Here is a 16,744-nt window from a genome sequence, read left to right as displayed (position 1 = left end):
CTCAGCCAAGTACGCGCTTGACGGTGGCCAGCAACTGCTCGGGATCGAACGGCTTGACCAGCCAGCCGGTGGCCCCGGCGGCCTTGCCTTCCATCTTCTTCTCGGTGTTCGACTCGGTCGTCAGCATCAGGATCGGCACGCCCTTGTACGTGTCCATCGTGCGCAGCTCGCGCACCATGCTGATACCGTCCATCACCGGCATGTTGACGTCGGCCAGCACCAGGTCGAAGCGGTCGCCGCGGGCTACCCCGAGCGCCAGCTCCCCATTCTCGGCCTCGCTTACCTCATGCCCCGCGCCACGCAGGGTGAAAGCCACCATGCCGCGCATCGATGCCGAATCGTCTACTGCCAGAATCTTTGCCATCGTCCACCTCGAGTTCAGGCCGGCCGCACGGCCGGCAAATCCAACATCCGGTCCACACCCAGCAACGCCGCGGCTTCGCGCAGCGCATCGCTCGCCCCCAGCCAGCGCACTGCGTGTTGGTGTTTTTTCGCGTCGCGGCAGAACGCCACCAGCAGCTGCACCGCCGTGCCGTCCACCCGCTCCACGCCTGCCCCATCCAGCTCGCTGGACGGGGCTTTCAATGCATCCAGCAACTGGCCACGCAGCGCCGAAACCTCGGCCAGGCGGCAATCTGCCGGCAGTACGACCGGCTGTACCGGCGCTTCCGCGGCCTTGCCTGCTGCCTTGTCCGATGACTTGCCCATGCCCTGCTCCGACCTCGCTGCCTTTTGCATGCGGGACTTTTATCGGCCGTTGTCGGCCTTGCTTTAGGGCGATCCGGCGCGCTGTCGACGGGCTTTCGCAGCAATCGCGACGAAAAGCGACGGACACCCCTCAAGTTCCTGCCGATCCGGCCGATGCCCTGTCCGTACGCCGGTGAACTCCTTAGCGTCACCTGTCACAGGACCTCTTCCTTGAACATCCAACCGACCAGCATCGCCGCATTGACCTGGGCCGGCGCCGCCAGTGGCGCCGGCGCCGGTGCGGATGCGTGGCGCATCGGCAGCGTGTTTTCCGCGCGTCCGATGAACATGTCGCCGCAGGGCATGCTGGTGCTGCAGATCGGCGCGCTCACGGTCGAAGCCGAGCCGCCCGGCACGCAGTTGCCGCCACAGTTCCAGGTTCGCGTGCTGAGCCTGGGGCCGCAGCCGCTGCTGGAAGTGATCGGCGACGTGACCACTTCGACCGAACAGGTGGTGGGCCGCGCGCTGCGCGAGCGGCTGCCCCAGCAGAATGGCTACGCGCCGTTGCTGGCCACGCTGACGACACTGGCCCGGCGCCCGATGCTGCGACAGTTGCCGCCGCAGTTGCGCACCGTGCTCGCGCAGCTCGAACAGAGCACGCGCACACCGGCGGAAGTCACCCAGGGCGAAGGCCTGCAACAGGCCGTGCGACGCAGCGGCGTTTTCATGGAGGCTTCGCTGGTGGCCCCGCCGGGCAGCGGCATCGTGCCCGCCGAGGACGACTGGAAAGTAGCGCTGCTGCGCCTTGCCGCGGTGCTGCAGGACCAGCCCCGCAGCACTGCCCCGGTCTATCCGCCAGCCTACCAGACCGCCTCTGTCTACCAGGATGTGCCCGATACCCCACCGCCGCTGCAGAACCGCGGCCTGCAGGCACAGGCACGCGTGCAGATGGCGGACGAGGTGCTGACCGCAGCGGCTCCGGAGGAAGATGTCGCCCGTCTGCTGCCGCAGCTGCGCGACGCCACCCATGCGGCCTTGTCGCGACTGGAAGTGACCCAGCTCGAGGCGAGCACGCTGCCGGCCTGGATGATCGAAATCCCGATCCAGGGCGACCGCGGCTACGACATCTTGCAGCTGCGCATCGATCCGGGCGCGGGCGGCCTCGACGAAGTGCCCGGAAGCGGCGCGTGGACGCTGGGCTTCGCCATCGACCTGCCGGCACTGGGCCCGGTCCACGGCGAACTGCAACTGCGCGGCCTGCGCCTCAGCGTCAGGTTGTGGGCGCGCCACGCCGATGCGGTCGAGCGGCTCGAACGCCAGTTTGCCAGGCTGCGCGAGCGGCTCGCCGGCAGCGGACTGGTGCTCGATCAGCTGAGCTGCCAGCACGGCCTGCCGCAGACCGCCGGCCCACTCAGCGCCATGTTCCTGAAGGCAACCGCATGAACGAGACTTTCGCATCGGTCCAGCGCAAGGTCAGCCTGCGACTGGCCTCGGACGACGGCAAACCCACCCAGACCCTGCCGCCGGAGGCACTCGACGCGCTGCTTTCGCGCGCTCGCGCGATGGGCCTGCCGTTGCACCACGACGCGCAGATCGCCGGCCTGCTGTGTGCCTTGCGCATGCGCGACGACGTGCCGGCCACGCTGTATGCGGCGGCCGCGGCCGTGCTGGCCAGCGTCTACGACGCCGAAACCTGAAGCCAGCGCGGCCCGGGAAGGCAAACCCCTCGACTCAGGCCGCGAGGTCGTCCTGCGGCAGCCGGCACAGGCGACGCACATCCAGCAGCGCGACAAAGCCGCCGTTCAACGGCAGCACGCCGTCCACCGGATCGCTGTCGCGCCCGCCCCGCCCTGGTGGCGGCGGCGCGATTTCTCCGTCGGACTGCAGCAACTCACCGACCGCATCCACGCGCAGGCCGATGCGGTGGCCGCCTTCGGCCAGCACCACGATCCGCACGTGTTCGAGATCGATCGCGGCGGGCGTCAGCCCAAGCCGGCGCGCGCCGTCCATGACCGGCACGATCTGTCCGCGCAGATGGCGGATACCGAGCAGGTCGGAGGCCGCGCCCGGCACCGGGGTCACGTCGCTGTCGCGGATCACTTCGCTGACCCGCGACAACGGCGCCGCATAGGCCTGTCCGGCGATCCGGAAAACCAGCCAGCGACGGTCCGTCGCCAGCGCGGCATCGGGCATGGATGTCATGTAAGCACCTCGCAGATTCGGAGTCGCGTACGGCCGCCATCGCCGCGACCGGCCGTATTCGTGGTCTCAACCATGGCCGCCTCCGGACGTCGCGTCCGTCGACGCGGGCAGGTTGGCGACCGTGACGATGGGGTTGGGTACCGGCGTGCTCGCCGGTGTCGCTGACGGCGTTGACGGTGATGGCGCAGATGGCGACGGCGTCGCCGGCGATGTGTCGCCCAGCGCGCTGCTGTCGGGCACGCCGGAGCCGAAACGGTTCAGCCGGTAATGGTTGCTCAGCACCACCACCAGCACGCGGCGATTGCGGTTGCGTCCGGCCGCCGTGTCGTTGCTGGCCGCCGGGTGGTATTCGCTCCAGCCGATGATGCCGAGCCGCTTCGGGTCGACCCCGTGGTCGGAAAAAAGCCGGGCGACGCTGGCCGCGCGTGCCGCCGACAGCTCCCAGTTGGACGGATAGAGCGACGTGTCGATCGGCACGTCGTCGGTATAGCCCTCGATCCGCAACGGGTTGGAATACGGCGCCAGGATCGATGCCAGGCCATGCAGTACCTGGTCGGCCTGGTCGGACAGGTGCGCGGCACCGCTGCGGAACAGAATATCGGTGCGGATCTCGATCTCCAGCCAGTCCTTGTTGGCCCTCACAGCCACCATGCCCTTGTCGATCAGCGGCTTCAGTGCCTGCTCGACTTCCTTGCGGATCTGCTCGAGATTGCGCGTCTCGCCGACCTTTCCCGCCAGTGCGCCCTTCTGCATGGTCGAGGCCATCACGTTGCGGGTCGGCAGCGGCAGCCGCAGTCGCGGCTTCATAGTGGCGTACGACGGCGAGTCGGTACGTGCGGCCGGCACCGGCGCGATCGGCGTAGGCATGTTGCCTTGTGCCGGTACCACCCGCGGCGCGGTGCCGTTGAATGCCTCGATGATCGATTCGGACATCACCCGGTACTTGCCTTCGTTGACCACCGAGACGGCGTACATCACCACGAAGAACGCCAGCAGCAGGGTCAGCAGGTCGGCATAGGGAATCGCCCACGCCTCGTGGTTCACGTGCTCTTCGTGCCGCTTGCGCCTCACGACAGGTAGCCCTGCAGCTTGGACTCGATCTGGCGCGGGTTCTCACCCTCGGCGATCGACACCAGCCCCTCGATCAGGATCTCGCGCATGCGCGCCTGCTTGCCGATCAGCGTCTTCAGCCGCGCCGCCATCGGCAGCATCAGCAGGTTCGCCAGCGACACGCCATAGATGGTGGAGACGAAGGCGGCGGCAATCCCGTGGCCCAGCTCGCTGGGATCAGAGAGGTGCTGCATCACCGCCATCAGCCCCAGCACCGCGCCGATGATGCCCATGGTCGGCGAATAGATGCCGGCGTGCTCGAATACCTTGGCGGCGGCCATGTCGACCTGCTCGCGGGTATCCAGCTCCACTTCCAGCACGCTGCGGATCGCCTCCGGCTCGCTGCCGTCCACCAGCAGTTGCAGGCCCTTGCGCACGAAGCCGTCGGCCTCGCTGTCGATTTGCGACTCCAGCCCCAGCAGCCCCTGCCGGCGCGAAATCTCGCTCCACCCCACCACCCGGCTCACCAGGTCGTCCGGGTAATGTCGGGGCGGCTGGTAGATCAGGCGGGTCATGCCAGCCGCGCGGCGCAGTACCTGCCAGGAGTTCTGCAGCATCACCGCTGCCAGCGTACCCATGAACACGATGACGAAAGCACCGGGGTTCCACAGCGCACTGATCGACGAACCCTTGAGCACGGTGCCGACGATGACGACCAGGAAGGCCAGGATCGTCCCGATGATGCTGACGAGATCCATGTCACCCCGTCGCACGCAGCAGGGGCAGCAACGGGCCGCCTTCGACGACCAGTCCGGCCATGTCCAGCACCAGCGCCAGCCGGCCGTCGCCGGTCACGGTGGCGCCGGCCACGCCGCATACGCCGTCGAACAACGGCCCCAGCGGCTTCACCATCACGTCTTCGCGTCCCAGCACTTCGTGGACCAGGCAGCCGACGCGCAGGTGGCCGACATGCGCCACCACCACGTGCCGCGCCGATTCGCCCGTGACGCCCGCCCAGTCGACCAGGTTGCCCAGCGGCAGCGCGCGGCCACGGTGGGCGGCCACGATGCGACCGTCCAGCATGCCCTCCTGCCCGGCCGCCAGCTCGAACACTTCCTCGACGTTGCCCAGCGGAATGGCCAGCATGCGCTGGCCCACGCGCACCATCAGCGCACGCATGATCGCCAGCGTCAGCGGCACGGTCAGTTCCAGTTCGCTGCCATGTCCCAGCCGCGAACGCACCTGCAGGGTGCCGCCGAGCTCGGCCACGCGGGTCTTCACCACGTCCATGCCGACGCCGCGGCCGGAGATGTCGGAAATCGCGCTGGCGGTGCTGAAGCCAGGCCGGAAAATCAGCTCCAGGCACTCGGTCTCGCTCAGCCGTGCCGCCTGCGCCTCGTCGATTACGCCCTTCTCGATCGCCTTGCGCTTGAGGATCTCGGGATTCATGCCGCGGCCGTCGTCCGCCACCACGATCACGATCCGCTCGCCGCGCTGGCTGGCCGCCATGCGCACGCATCCCTTGGCCGGTTTGCCCGCGCGCTCGCGTTCGTCCGGCGTTTCCAGGCCGTGGTCGACCGCATTGCGCAGCAGGTGGATCAGCGGGTCGGCCAGGGCTTCGACCAGGCTGCGGTCGAGGTCGGTGTCCTCGCCCTCCAGCACCAGTTCGATGTCCTTGCCCAACTGTCGCGCCAGGTCACGCACGATGCGCGGAAAGCGCTGGAACAGGCGCCGTACCGGCTGCATGCGCATGCCCAGTACCGCACCCTGAAGATCGTTCGCGATGCGGTCGAGTTCGCCGGCCGCGGTGGCCAGCGACTCGTCGCCGCTGCGCGCGGCCAGGCTCAGCAGGCGGTTGCGCACCAGCACCAGTTCGCCGGCCCGGTTGACCAGCGCATCCAGTCGCGTGGTGTCCACGCGCACGGTGTTTTCGGCGGCCGGCGGCGGCCGTGCGGCCGGCGCAGCCGGCGGCGTTGGCGCGGGTAGCGGTGCAGCCGGCGCAGGTGCCGGCGCGGCCACCGCGCCCGGCGTGCCGCCCTTGCCGTGCAGGCTGTCCAGCAGGTTCTCGAATTCGTCGTCGCTGATGCTGGTCTTGTCGCCAGCCGGTGCCGGCGCCGGTGTATCTGTGGGCGCACCCGGTGCACCGCCGCGGCCGTACAAGGTGTCCAGCAGGGCTTCGAACTCGCTGTCGTCGATGCTGCCGTCGGACGCGGCCGTGCTGGCCGTGCCGGGCGCACCGCCCTGGCCGTGCAGGTTGTCCAGCAGCGCCTCGAATTCGTCGTCGTCGATGCTGCCGCCGCTGGACGGCGGTGCGGCGACCGGTGCGGCGACCGGTGCGGCCGGCGGCGGCGCCGGCTTCACCTGCAGGCGCTGCAGCAGGTTGGCCGGTGCGTGCGGCATCGGCGTGTCCTGGGCCAGCGCGTCCATCATCACGTTGAGCAGGTCGAGCGCTTCCAGCAGCGCATCCATCTGCGCGGGCTGCAGCACCACGACGCCGTTGCGCGCCTCGTTGAGCAGGTCCTCGGCGTGGTGGCACATGTGCACCATCGGCTCTAGCGACAGAAACCCGGCGCCACCCTTGACCGTGTGGAAGGCGCGGAACACCGCGTTGAGAAGCTCGCTATCCCGCGGCGTCTGTTCCAGCGCCACCAGTTGCTCGCTCAGGCGCTGCACCAGCTCCCCGGCCTCGACCAGGAAATCGTCGCGCAGTTCGCTGTCCGGCATGGACTCCATGAACGGCCCCGACTCAGAAGCCGAATTCGCTGAGCAGGCGATCCGCCTCGTCCTGGCTCGACACCTTGGCAGCCGCCACCGGCGCTTCGCCACCAGCCAGCGCGCCGGTGAGCCGCACCAGCTCGAGCAGCGACGATTCCACGCTGCCGATGAAATTGGCGACCTTCTTGATGCGCTGGCCGGACAGGTCCTGCCAGGACTGCGCCAGCACCATGTCGGACAGGCCGTCGCGGCAATGCCCGGCGAAATCGCGCGCCTGGATCGCCAGCGACGCCGCCGGCTCGTTGTCTGCGGATGCGGCCAGCACCTTGTCGGCATCGGCTTCCAGCGCCTCGGCGCGGGGACGCATGCGCTCGGCGAAATCCAGGCTGCGGTGGGCTGCCTTGGAACTCATGTCCAGCACGTCCAGCAGATGCTGGCGGGCATCGGCCACGCTGTCGGGCACACCTTCCTGCGCCAGGTCGTTGCCGAGCCGGCGCACGGCATCGTGCAGGTCGCGCGCCAGCACGCCCAGTGCGCGGAACAGGTGCTGCTCGCGTTCGCGCACCAGACCGTCCAGCGCCTGCTCGAACGCGGGGCCGTCGGGCGTGCTCAACAACTGCTGCAGCTCATGCGGCAGGGCCTCGCCGAAGAGGGGTTTGGTTACAGCATTCATGCGGTCGCTCCTTGGGCGGCGAGACGCTCGAAGATCTTGTCGAGCTTTTCCTTCAGCGTGACCGCGGTGAAGGGTTTGACGATGTAGCCGTTCACCCCCGCCTGGGCGGCAGCGATGATCTGGTCGCGGTTGTTCTCGGCGGTGACCATCAGCACCGGCATCGCCTTGAGCGACGGTTCGGCACGGATCGCGCGCAGCAGGTCGATGCCGGTCATGTTCGGCATGTTCCAGTCGGTCACGACCAGGTCGAACTGCCCGTTGCGCAGCATGGTGATGGCATTGTTGCCGTCATCCGCCTCCTGGATCAGCGTATTGCTGAAACCGAGCTCGACCAGCAGGTTGCGGACGATTCGCCGCATGGTGGAGAAGTCGTCAACCACCAGGATTTTCATGTTCTTGTCCAAACAGCTTCTCCGATGAAAAGGGATGGGAGCCGCCAGAGGCGTTATCGATTCATTTGCGTTTCGTCTGCTTCCGTCCGGCGGCATCCTCATCGCGCTCGCGCCAGTCAGTCATGCGCGCACGAAGACGGATCAACGCCTGGCCGTGGATCTGGCATACCCGCGACTCGGTCACGCCGAGTACGGCGCCGATCTCCTTGAGATTCAGTTCCTGCTCGTAATACAGCGACATCACCAGCTGCTCGCGTTCGGGCAGGCCGCCGATGGCCCCGACCAGCGCCTCGCGCATGCGTTCCTGCTCGGCGCACTCGTGCGGAGCAAGCCCATCGTGGTCCATCACGTCGAACGCATTGGCGCCATCGGAGTCGTCGGGCGCGGTCAGGCTGAGCAGGCGGGCGCTGGCCGCGTCGGCCAGAATCTGGTGGTACTCCATCGCATTGATGCCGAGCCGGCGGATGACTTCGGCGTCATCGGCGTCGGTACCGGTCTCGTTCTCGATCTGGCGCACCACCTCGGCGACTTCACGCGCCTTGCGGTGGACCGAGCGCGGAGTCCAGTCGGTACGGCGCAGCTCGTCCAGCATGGCGCCGCGGATGCGGATGCCGGCGTAGGTCTCGAAACTGGCGGAGCGGTCGGTAGCGTAATTGCGCGCGGCTTCGAGCAGGCCGATCATGCCGGCCTGGACCAGGTCGTCGACATCCACGCTCGGCGGCAACCGCCCCATCAAGTGATAGGCGATGCGACGCACCAGCGGGGCATGCCGACGGACCAGCTCGTCGGTACTCTCGCGTTGCAGTTGCAGATATTCGGAAGCCACGCTCATCTCACCACCCCGCCAGCGACGCACCTTGTCCGCCAAAGAACGCAATGCGGCCGAGCGACGGGGAAACAGGTTCTCCCCATGTATCGACCGCACCTGCCAATTGCTTGAATGCCATCGCCGAACGGCTCGATGGCCACGCATCGACCACGGCGGTCTGCCGCCGGATCGCCCGGCGCAGGTACTCGTCGTGGGGCACCATGCCGGCGAAATCGATCACTACATCGAGGAAGCGATCACTGACCCGGGCCAGCTTGGCGTGCAGCTGCTTCGCCTCGCCGGCGTTGCGCACCATGTTCGCCACCATGCGGAAGCGGCGCACGCCGAAATCTCGGCTCAACACCTTGATCAAGGCATATGCGTCGGTCAGCGAAGCCGGCTCGTCGCACACCACCAGCACCACTTCGTCAGCCGCCGAGGTGAACATCGCCACGTTGTCGGACACCCCGGCCGGGGTATCCACCACCAGCACCTCGGGCGGCGCTTCCAGCGTGTCGAACGCGCGGATCACCGCCGCATGCCCGTCATTGCCCAGCTGTGCCAGGTGGCGCGTGCCCGAGCCGGCCGGCACCACCTTCAGGCCGTGCGGCGCCATCATCATCAACTCTTCCAGATGACAGCTGCCGTCGAGCAGGTGACCGATATGCCGCGTCGGCGTGAGGCCGAGCATCACATCGACATTGGCCAGCCCCAGGTCGGCGTCGAGCAGCACCACCTTGCGGCCATCGATGGCCAGTGCCATCGCCAGGTTCACCGCGACGGTGGATTTGCCCACGCCGCCCTTGCCGCCGGCCACCGCGATCGTCCTGCAGCGCGCCTTGGCCGGCGCCGGGACGTCGCCACCATGGCCCCCGTTCGCCAGCGCCGGGAACATATTCGTCAAACCCCATGCCTGATTCATCATCATCATTGCCCCCACCTCATGCCAGGGCCATGCCGAAACGTTCGGCCAACATGTCGTTGTCCACCTCGACCGACTGGTGCTTCATGGCCTGCGCGGCACGGCATACCAGCGCGCGGGTGTCGGCCGTCGCAATGTCCTCGGGCACACGCTGGCCGTCGGTGACGAAGTCGAGCGTGAGCTGGTGCCGGATCAGCACCGAAAGCGCGCCGCCAAGGCTGGGCGCCTCGTCCAGCTTGGTCAGGATGCAGGACTGCGGCTGCAGCGGCTGGTAGGAGCGCACCGCCTCGTCCAGTGCCAGCGCCTGCGCGTTGGCGCCCATCACCAGGCAGGTGCGCAGCTCGCCGACGTCGCGCAGCAGTGCGATCTGCTGTTGCAGACGGGTGTCGTGACCGGCCACGCCGGCCGTGTCGATCAACACGGTATGCCGGCCGCGCAGTACCTGCAGCACTTCGCGCAGGCTGGCCGCGTCGTAGGCCGGAAACACCCGTACGCCGAGCAGCCGTGCATAGTGTTCCAGCTGCGCCGCCGCGCCGATGCGGTAGTCGTCGGTGCTGACCAGCGCTACCTGGGCGGCGCCATGGCGCATCACCGCGCGCGCGGCCAGCTTGGCGATGGTGGTGGTCTTGCCCACGCCGGTCGGGCCGATCAGCACCGTGGTGCCGGCATCGGCGACATGGCGACCGGTGACCGAAAGCCGCCTGCTGAGCACACCCAGCGGCAGGTAACGCGCCTGGTCCGGACGCAGCTGTTCGGGCAGGTTCTCGGCCAGGTCGCGGGCCACGTCCGGCTCGATGCCCAGGCGGGTCATGTCGCGCAGCACGCGGGCGCGCAGCGGATGACGCCGTTCCATGTCGTTCCAGGCCAGGCTGGAGAGCTGCGATTCCAGCAGTTCGCGCAGGCTGCCCAGTTCGGCACGCATGCGTGCTGTGTCCTGTGCGGCCTGCTCGATGACCGGGTGCAGCGCGACCGGTTCGGCCGGCGCTTTCGCCGCCGCGCTGGCGCGAGCCGGTGCGGCCACGCGCTCGCGCACGGCGGTAGCGGCCGGAGCCGCGGCGGCCACCGGCGCAGGCGCGGGTGTGGCGCGCGGTGCCGGCTGGATCGCCGCAACCCGCTCGGCCAGTGAAGGCGCCTGGGTGGGCGGCGGCGGTGTGGACGGCCGCGGCACGAACGGCCGCGCGGCAGCGGCGCTGCGCGACGGCTCGACCTGCAGCGGCGCGCCATGCCGGGCCGCCTCGCGCACCAGCGCCTCGTCGTAGTCGATGGCGGCGATCACCTCGATGCCCTCGTCGATGCGACGGGTGGAAAGAATCACCGCGTCGTCGCCCTGTTCGTCGCGCACCTGGCCCATTGCCTGGCGCATGTCCGGCGCCACGAATCGCTTGATCTTCATGCCGCGCGGCTCCAGCCCGAGAGACGGAATGCCGACACGCGGCCGGAACGGCTCGCCGTGCCCGGCTGCAACTGGAGGTCTGTCATCTCGCTACGCATCTCTCGCCTCTTCATGTTTATCGTCCCAGCGCCTGCACCAGCCTGACCCGCCGGTTGTCCGGCACTTCGTTGTAGGCCAGCACGTGCAGGTTCTGTGCCGTGTGCCGCGTGAACCGGGCCAGCCACGAACGCAGTTGCGGCGGTACCATCAACACAGCCGGCTCACCGCTCATCTCCTGCCTCCGCGCGGCTTCCGCCACGTTCTGCTGGAGCCGATCGGCCAGCCCCGGCTCTACCGCCGCGCCAGCCACACCGCCTCCCGAGATGGAACCGAGCAAGATCTGTTCCAGCTCCGGCGCCAAGGTAATGACGGGGATTTCGGTGGCCAGACCGGCGATTTCCTGCACGATCTGGCGGCCCAGCGCCACGCGCACCGCCGCGGTGAGCGCGCCGGGTTCCTGACTCTGCCCGGCATGTTCCGCCAAGGACTCGACGATGGTGCGCATGTTGCGGATCGGCACCCGCTCGGCGAGCAGGTTCTGCAGCACCTTCACCACGACGCCCAGCGACAGCCGCTTGGGCACCAGGTCCTCGACCAGTTTCGGCGCGGTCTGCGCCAGCCGGTCGAGCAACTGCTGCACGTCCTGGTGACCAAGCAGCTCGTGCGCGTGCTGCTGCAGGATGTGCGAGAGATGGGTAGCGATCACGGTGGCCGGATCGACCACGGTATAGCCGTAGCTCTGTGCCAGGTCGCGCTGGCCGCTCTCGATCCACACCGCTTCCAGCCCGAACGCCGGGTCCTGCGTGACGATGCCCTGCAGGGTGCCGTGCACGTGACCGGGGTTGATCGCCAGCAGGCGGTCGTTGTGCACCTCGGCCTCGCCCATCGGCACGCCCATCAGGATGATGCGGTAGGTGTTCGGGCCCAGGTCCAGGTTGTCGCGGATGTGCACCGGCGGCACCAGAAAGCCCAGATCCTGCGACAGCTTGCGGCGCACCGACTTGATCCGCCCCATCAGCTCGCCGCCCTGGTTCTTGTCGACCAGCGGGATCAGCCGGTAGCCCACTTCCAGGCCGACCGGATCGACGCTGACGACATCTTCCCAGCTCAGTTCGGTGCGCTCGGCCGGCGGTGCTGCCGCCGGCGGCTGGGCCTCGGCCTTGGCCTGCTTTTCGCGCAGATCGATCTGGCGGCGGTGCAGCAGCCAGGCACCGCCGCCGCAGGTGCCGCCGAGCAGCAGGAAGGCGATGTTCGGCATGCCGGGAATCAGGCCCATCACGCCCAGCACGGTACCGGCCACCGCCAGTGCGCGCGGCTGGGCGAACACCTGCCCGATCACCTGCTTGCCCATGTCCTGCGCCTTGGAAACGCGGGTCACGATCACCGCGGTGGCGATCGACAGCATCAAGGCCGGTACCTGCGCCACCAGACCGTCGCCGATGGTCAGCAGGGTGTAGGTCTTGGCCGCCTCGCTGGCCGACAGGCCGTGCTGCATCACGCCGACGAAGAAGCCGCCGACGATGTTGATCAGCAGGATCAGGATGCCCGCCGTGGCGTCGCCGCGCACGAACTTGGAGGCACCGTCCATCGCGCCGTAGAAGTCGGCTTCCTCGCGCACTTCCTGGCGGCGTTCGCGCGCCTGTTCCTGGGTCAGCAGGCCGGCATTGAGGTCGGCGTCGATCGCCATCTGCTTGCCGGGCATCGCGTCCAGGGTGAAGCGGGCGGTCACTTCCGACACGCGGGTGGCACCCTTGGTGACCACCACGAAGTTGATGATGGTGAGGATGGAGAACACCACCAGGCCCACCGCGAAGTTACCGCCGATCACGAACTCGCCGAAGGCTTGGATCACCTTGCCCGCGGCGCCGGGGCCGTCGTGGCCGTGCAGCAGCACCACGCGGGTGGAGGCGATATTCAGCGCCAGCCGCAGCAGGGTGGCACCGAGCACCACGGTGGGGAACGCGGCGAATTCCAGCGGCCGCATCACGTAGATCACCGCCAGCAGGATCACCAGCGACAACGCGATGTTGAAGCTGAACAGCATGTCCAGCACGAACGGCGGCAACGGCACCATCACCATCGCCAGTACCGCCAGCATCACGGCCGGTGCCGCGGCGCCGCGGCGGCTCAGCTGCTTGAGGGTTTGGAGTGCGCTTGCAGTGGCCACGATGGCTTAGCCTCAGGATTCGCGGTAGGGGCCGAGCAGGTCCGGATCGACCTGCGGCGAGGGAGGTTCGGGCGGCGTCGCGCCGTGTTCGGTCGCCTGCTTCAGCTGGTAGACGTAGGCCAGCACCTGTGCCACTGCCACGTACAGTGCGGCGGGCACTTCCTGGCCAAGCTGGGTGGTGGCGTACAGCGCACGCGCCAGCGGCGGCGCTTCCACCATCGGAATACGGTGACTGGAGGCCACCAGCCGGATCTGCTGGGCCAGCACGTCCATGCCCTTGGCGATTACCCGCGGCGCGCGCATGCGGCCGTCGTCGTAGCGCAGCGCCACGGCGAAGTGGGTGGGGTTGGTCACCACCACGTCGGCCTTGGGCAGGTCCTGCATCATGCGCTTGCGCGACATCTGGTGCTGCATCTGGCGGATGCGGCCCTTCAGCTCGGGATTGCCGTCGGTTTCCTTCGATTCGTCGCGCAGTTCCTGCTTGGTCATGCGCTGGCGGCGGTTGTAGTCGAACCGCTGGTAGACCGCGTCGATGCCACCGATCAGGCCCAGCATCACGCCGAACAGCAGGGCCGAACGGCCCAGCAGCGACATCGATGCGGCGATGTCGTCGGCAACATGGCCATTGCCGGTATTCAGCATGGCGCCAGCGCTGTGGCGCAGCAGCAGCAGCAGCGCGGCACCGATGAAGGCCAGCTTGAGCAGCGACTTGCCCAGCTCCACCAGCCCGCGCATCGAGACCATGCGGCCCAGTCCCGCGATCGGGTCCAGGTGATCGAACTTCGGCATCAGCGCCTCGCTGCTGAAGCTCCAGCCGCCCAGCAGCAGGGGCGCTCCGAGCGCCGCCAGCACCGTGGCCAGCGCCACCGGCGCGAACAGCAGCAGCGCTTCCCAGCCGGCCGCACTGAGCACGTGCAGCGGCAGCTGGCCCGACATCAGCTCGGCCCGGTCATAGCTCAGGCCGAGCTGGTAGATGCGCTGCGCATGCGTCCAGGCCTGCGAGCTGCCGGACATCATCGCCGCCATCCCGGCGATCGTCACCAGCGCGCCGGAAAGATCGCGCGAACGCGGAACGTCACCCTTCTCGCGCGCCTCGCGAAGGCGCTTTTCGGATGGCTGTTCAGTGCGTTCCTGGTCGTCTTTCTCGGCCAACGGATCAGCCCCCCGCCAGCTGGTGCATCAAGGTCCAGGTACGGTCCTCGATCGCCGCGAACGCACCCGGCAGGCTGCGCAGCGACAGCCACACCGCGATGAAACCCAGGCTAAGGATGATCGGAAAGCCCACCGCGAACAGGTTCATCGACGGCGCGGCGCGGCTGATCGCGGCAAACCCCATGTTGACCACCAGCAGCGCGGTCAGCGCCGGCAGCGCAACGCGCACCGCGCCCAGGAACAGCTCGCCGCCGAACATCGTTACCGCATGCAGCCCGGCCGGGGAGATGACCGATGTGCCCGGCGGCAGCCGACGGAAGCTGTCGGCCAGCAGGGCGATCAGGCGCAGGTGCCCGTTCATCGCCAGAAACAGCAGCGTGACCAGCAGCAGGTAGAACTGGCCCAGCGTCGGCGAGCTGCCGCCACCGGACGGATCGACTGATTCGGCGAAGCCCAGCCCCATGCTCTGCGCCACCGCCTGCCCACCGTAGGACACCGCCTGGAAGCTGAGCCACAGGACGAAACCGATCACCGCGCCCAGCAGCAGCTGCTGCACCAGGGTGATCGCGCCCGCCACGCTCAGCGGATCGACGCTGGCCGGCGCCAGCGGCACCAGCACCAGGGTCAGCAGCACGATTACCGCGATGCGCACCTGCGCCGGCACCGTGGTGGCGCCGAACACCGGCGCGGTCAGGCACAAGCCCGCCACGCGGGCCATCACCCACATCACCCGGCCGGCCCACATCGGCAGCTGCGACAGATCGATCGCATTCATCGCACGACCCCGGGCAGGCTGATGATCAGGTCGTGGGTGAACTGCACCAGCGTACGCAGCATCCAGGGACCGGCGATCACCCCTACCACGGCCATCGCGATCAGCTTGGGGATGAAGCTCAGCGTCATCTCGTTGATCTGCGTGGCCGCCTGGATAACGCCGATCAGCAGGCCCACCGCCAGTGCGGTGAGCAGCAGCGGTGCGGCCACCAGCATCGCCACGTAGAGCGCATGCTGGCCGAACGCGATGACCGACTCGGGCGTCATGTGTAGAAACTCCCGGCCAGCGTGCCGAGCAGCAGCGTCCAGCCATTCACCAGCACGAACAGCATCAGCTTGAACGGCAGCGAGATGGTGACTGGCGAGACCATCATCATGCCCATCGACATCAGCACGCTGGCCACCACCAGGTCGATGATCAGGAACGGGATGAACAGCAGGAAGCCCATCTGGAACGCGGTCTTCAGTTCCGAGGTGACGAAGGCCGGCATCGCCACCCGGAACGGCACGTCGGCGCGGCTGGCATACGGCTTCAGGCCGGCCAGCCGGGTGAACAGCTGCAGGTCGGCGTCACGCGTCTGGTCGAGCATGAAGCGCTTGAACGGCGCCGCCGCGGCCGGCACCGCCTGCATCGCGGTGACCTGGCCGTCCATGTACGGCTTCACGCCGTCCTGATAGGCGCGGTTGAACACCGGCGACATCACGAACAGGGTGAGGAACAGCGACAGGCCCAGCAGCACCTGATTGGGTGGCGTGCTCTGCGTGCCCAGCGCCTGGCGCAGGAAGCCGAGCACGATGATGATGCGCGTGAACGAGGTCATCATCAGCAGCAATGCCGGCAGCAGGGTCAGCGCGGTCATCAGCGCCAGCACCTGCAGCGACAGGGTCCAGTTCTGCACGCCGGCACCGGCGTTGTGCACGCTCAGCACGGGGATGCCCGGCACGCCGGGGCTGACCGGATTGCCCCAGGCCAGCAGCGGCAGGCCCAGCAGCAGAAGCAGGAGGAACCAGCGCATCGTCTTCATCGGCGCGTCCTCCAGCCAGCCAGCAGTTCGGCGAACGGCGAGGCGGGCGCGGACGGGGTCGGTGCCTCTGCCACGGGTTGCGCCTCGCCGTCGTAGACGTGCAGCGTGCGCACACCGCCCGCGCCCACACCCAGCAGCAGGCGTTTGCCGTCGGCATCCAGCAGCAGCACGCGCTCGCGTGCGCCCAATGCGATCGATTCCACGCAGCGCAGGCGGCGTCCACCGGGACGGGTGCGCGCCTGCACGCGACGGCTCAGCCAGCCGGCGGCGACGATCAGCAGGACCACCCCCGCCAGGCTCAGCACCACCTGCAGCAGCTCGCCGCCGAGGCTGGGCGTGGCACCCGCCGCCAGCGGCGAGGCCGCGACCGGCGCGACGCTCATGAAGGCCAGCGTGGTCATCAGCGGAGCTTGCGCACGCGCTCGGCGGGGCTGATCACGTCGGTCAGGCGGATGCCGAACTTCTCGTTGATCACCACCACTTCGCCGTGGGCGACCAGGGTGCCGTTGACGTAGACGTCCAGCGGCTCGCCGGCCGCGCGATCCAGCTCCACCACCGAGCCCTGGTTGAGCTGCAGCAGGTTGCGGATGCTGATGCGGGTGCGGCCGACTTCCATCGCCAGCGTTACCGGCACGTCCAGGATCATGTCCAGGTTCACGTCCGACGCTTCGCCATGGGTCATGCCGCCGATTTCCGGACGGGCAGCCACGCCCACGGCGGCATCGTCGTTTTCGGTTTCGTAGGT

Annotated in this window: 20 protein-coding genes; 2 read left to right on the top strand and 18 right to left on the bottom strand. The window is 68.3% G+C overall.

What is annotated here, in order from left to right:
• Window position 1: 1 nt before the first annotated feature.
• Window positions 2-364, bottom strand: a complete 363-nt coding sequence (locus tag RA164_RS04050; protein ID WP_329742693.1) for a response regulator — start codon at window positions 362-364, stop codon at window positions 2-4.
• Between the two features lie 14 nt (window positions 365-378).
• Window positions 379-708, bottom strand: a complete 330-nt coding sequence (locus RA164_RS04045; protein WP_329742692.1) for an STAS domain-containing protein — start codon at window positions 706-708, stop codon at window positions 379-381.
• Window positions 709-918: 210 nt separating this feature from the next.
• Here RA164_RS04045 and fliK point away from each other — a divergent pair, with 210 nt between their 5' ends.
• Window positions 919-2,130 (top strand): flagellar hook-length control protein FliK, encoded by a 1,212-nt coding sequence (fliK, locus tag RA164_RS04040; protein ID WP_329742691.1) that lies wholly within the window; start codon window positions 919-921, stop codon window positions 2,128-2,130.
• Window positions 2,127-2,384 carry a flagellar biosynthesis protein gene (locus tag RA164_RS04035; RefSeq protein WP_329742690.1) on the top strand — a complete coding sequence of 86 codons (258 nt, stop codon included), beginning with the start codon at window positions 2,127-2,129 and terminating at the stop codon, window positions 2,382-2,384. The genes fliK and RA164_RS04035 overlap by 4 nt, the downstream gene beginning before the upstream one ends.
• 34 nt (window positions 2,385-2,418) lie before the next feature.
• Here RA164_RS04035 and RA164_RS04030 read toward each other — a convergent pair whose 3' ends face one another.
• The 16 genes from RA164_RS04030 to fliN form a co-directional block, all read right to left on the bottom strand.
• Window positions 2,419-2,889 carry a chemotaxis protein CheW gene (locus RA164_RS04030; RefSeq protein ID WP_329742689.1) on the bottom strand — a complete coding sequence of 157 codons (471 nt, stop codon included), beginning with the start codon at window positions 2,887-2,889 and terminating at the stop codon, window positions 2,419-2,421.
• 66 nt (window positions 2,890-2,955) lie between these two features.
• Window positions 2,956-3,960, bottom strand: a complete 1,005-nt coding sequence (motD, locus tag RA164_RS04025; RefSeq protein ID WP_329742688.1) for a flagellar motor protein MotD — start codon at window positions 3,958-3,960, stop codon at window positions 2,956-2,958.
• Window positions 3,957-4,697, bottom strand: a complete 741-nt coding sequence (locus RA164_RS04020) for a flagellar motor protein (RefSeq protein ID WP_329742687.1) — start codon at window positions 4,695-4,697, stop codon at window positions 3,957-3,959. The genes motD and RA164_RS04020 overlap by 4 nt, the downstream gene beginning before the upstream one ends.
• Window position 4,698: 1 nt before the next feature.
• Window positions 4,699-6,672, bottom strand: a complete 1,974-nt coding sequence (locus tag RA164_RS04015; RefSeq protein WP_329742686.1) for a chemotaxis protein CheA — start codon at window positions 6,670-6,672, stop codon at window positions 4,699-4,701.
• 13 nt (window positions 6,673-6,685) lie between these two features.
• Complete coding sequence (locus RA164_RS04010) at window positions 6,686-7,327, bottom strand: protein phosphatase CheZ (protein WP_329742685.1); 642 nt, start codon at window positions 7,325-7,327, stop codon at window positions 6,686-6,688.
• A complete protein-coding gene (gene cheY / locus RA164_RS04005) occupies window positions 7,324-7,731 on the bottom strand; it encodes a chemotaxis response regulator CheY (RefSeq protein WP_329742684.1) in 408 nt (135 codons plus the stop codon). The genes RA164_RS04010 and cheY overlap by 4 nt, the downstream gene beginning before the upstream one ends.
• A gap of 49 nt (window positions 7,732-7,780) precedes the next feature.
• On the bottom strand, window positions 7,781-8,551 hold the full coding sequence (locus RA164_RS04000) for an RNA polymerase sigma factor FliA (protein ID WP_329742683.1): 771 nt from the start codon (window positions 8,549-8,551) through the stop codon (window positions 7,781-7,783).
• Window position 8,552: 1 nt separating this feature from the next.
• Entirely contained in the window at window positions 8,553-9,422 is an 870-nt protein-coding gene (locus RA164_RS03995) for a MinD/ParA family ATP-binding protein (RefSeq protein ID WP_329743476.1), read from the bottom strand.
• A gap of 46 nt (window positions 9,423-9,468) precedes the next feature.
• Entirely contained in the window at window positions 9,469-10,842 is a 1,374-nt protein-coding gene (flhF, locus tag RA164_RS03990) for a flagellar biosynthesis protein FlhF (RefSeq protein WP_329742682.1), read from the bottom strand.
• A gap of 115 nt (window positions 10,843-10,957) precedes the next feature.
• The gene (flhA, locus tag RA164_RS03985; RefSeq protein ID WP_329743475.1) at window positions 10,958-12,979 is read right to left on the bottom strand and encodes a flagellar biosynthesis protein FlhA; all 2,022 of its coding nucleotides are present in this window, start codon (window positions 12,977-12,979) and stop codon (window positions 10,958-10,960) included.
• An 81-nt stretch (window positions 12,980-13,060) separates the two neighbouring features.
• Window positions 13,061-14,200 carry a flagellar biosynthesis protein FlhB gene (gene flhB / locus RA164_RS03980; RefSeq protein ID WP_329742681.1) on the bottom strand — a complete coding sequence of 380 codons (1,140 nt, stop codon included), beginning with the start codon at window positions 14,198-14,200 and terminating at the stop codon, window positions 13,061-13,063.
• A gap of 4 nt (window positions 14,201-14,204) precedes the next feature.
• Window positions 14,205-14,975: a flagellar biosynthetic protein FliR gene (gene fliR, locus RA164_RS03975; protein ID WP_329742680.1), complete on the bottom strand. Its 771-nt coding sequence runs from the start codon at window positions 14,973-14,975 to the stop codon at window positions 14,205-14,207.
• Window positions 14,972-15,241, bottom strand: coding sequence for a flagellar biosynthesis protein FliQ (fliQ, locus tag RA164_RS03970; protein WP_329742679.1), 270 nt, complete (start codon window positions 15,239-15,241; stop codon window positions 14,972-14,974). Before fliQ ends, fliR begins: the two co-directional genes overlap by 4 nt.
• Entirely contained in the window at window positions 15,238-15,999 is a 762-nt protein-coding gene (gene fliP / locus RA164_RS03965; protein ID WP_329742678.1) for a flagellar type III secretion system pore protein FliP, read from the bottom strand. Before fliP ends, fliQ begins: the two co-directional genes overlap by 4 nt.
• Window positions 15,996-16,400, bottom strand: a complete 405-nt coding sequence (gene fliO, locus RA164_RS03960) for a flagellar biosynthetic protein FliO (protein WP_329742677.1) — start codon at window positions 16,398-16,400, stop codon at window positions 15,996-15,998. Before fliO ends, fliP begins: the two co-directional genes overlap by 4 nt.
• The gene (fliN, locus tag RA164_RS03955; RefSeq protein ID WP_329743474.1) at window positions 16,400-16,681 is read right to left on the bottom strand and encodes a flagellar motor switch protein FliN; all 282 of its coding nucleotides are present in this window, start codon (window positions 16,679-16,681) and stop codon (window positions 16,400-16,402) included. The genes fliO and fliN overlap by 1 nt, the downstream gene beginning before the upstream one ends.
• Window positions 16,682-16,744 lie beyond the last annotated feature (63 nt).

Origin of the sequence: Dyella sp. A6, from assembly GCF_036320485.1 — a bacterium.
Lineage (GTDB): Bacteria > Pseudomonadota > Gammaproteobacteria > Xanthomonadales > Rhodanobacteraceae > Rhodanobacter_A > Rhodanobacter_A aluminiiresistens.
This window is presented reverse-complemented; position numbering and strand designations above follow the sequence as displayed.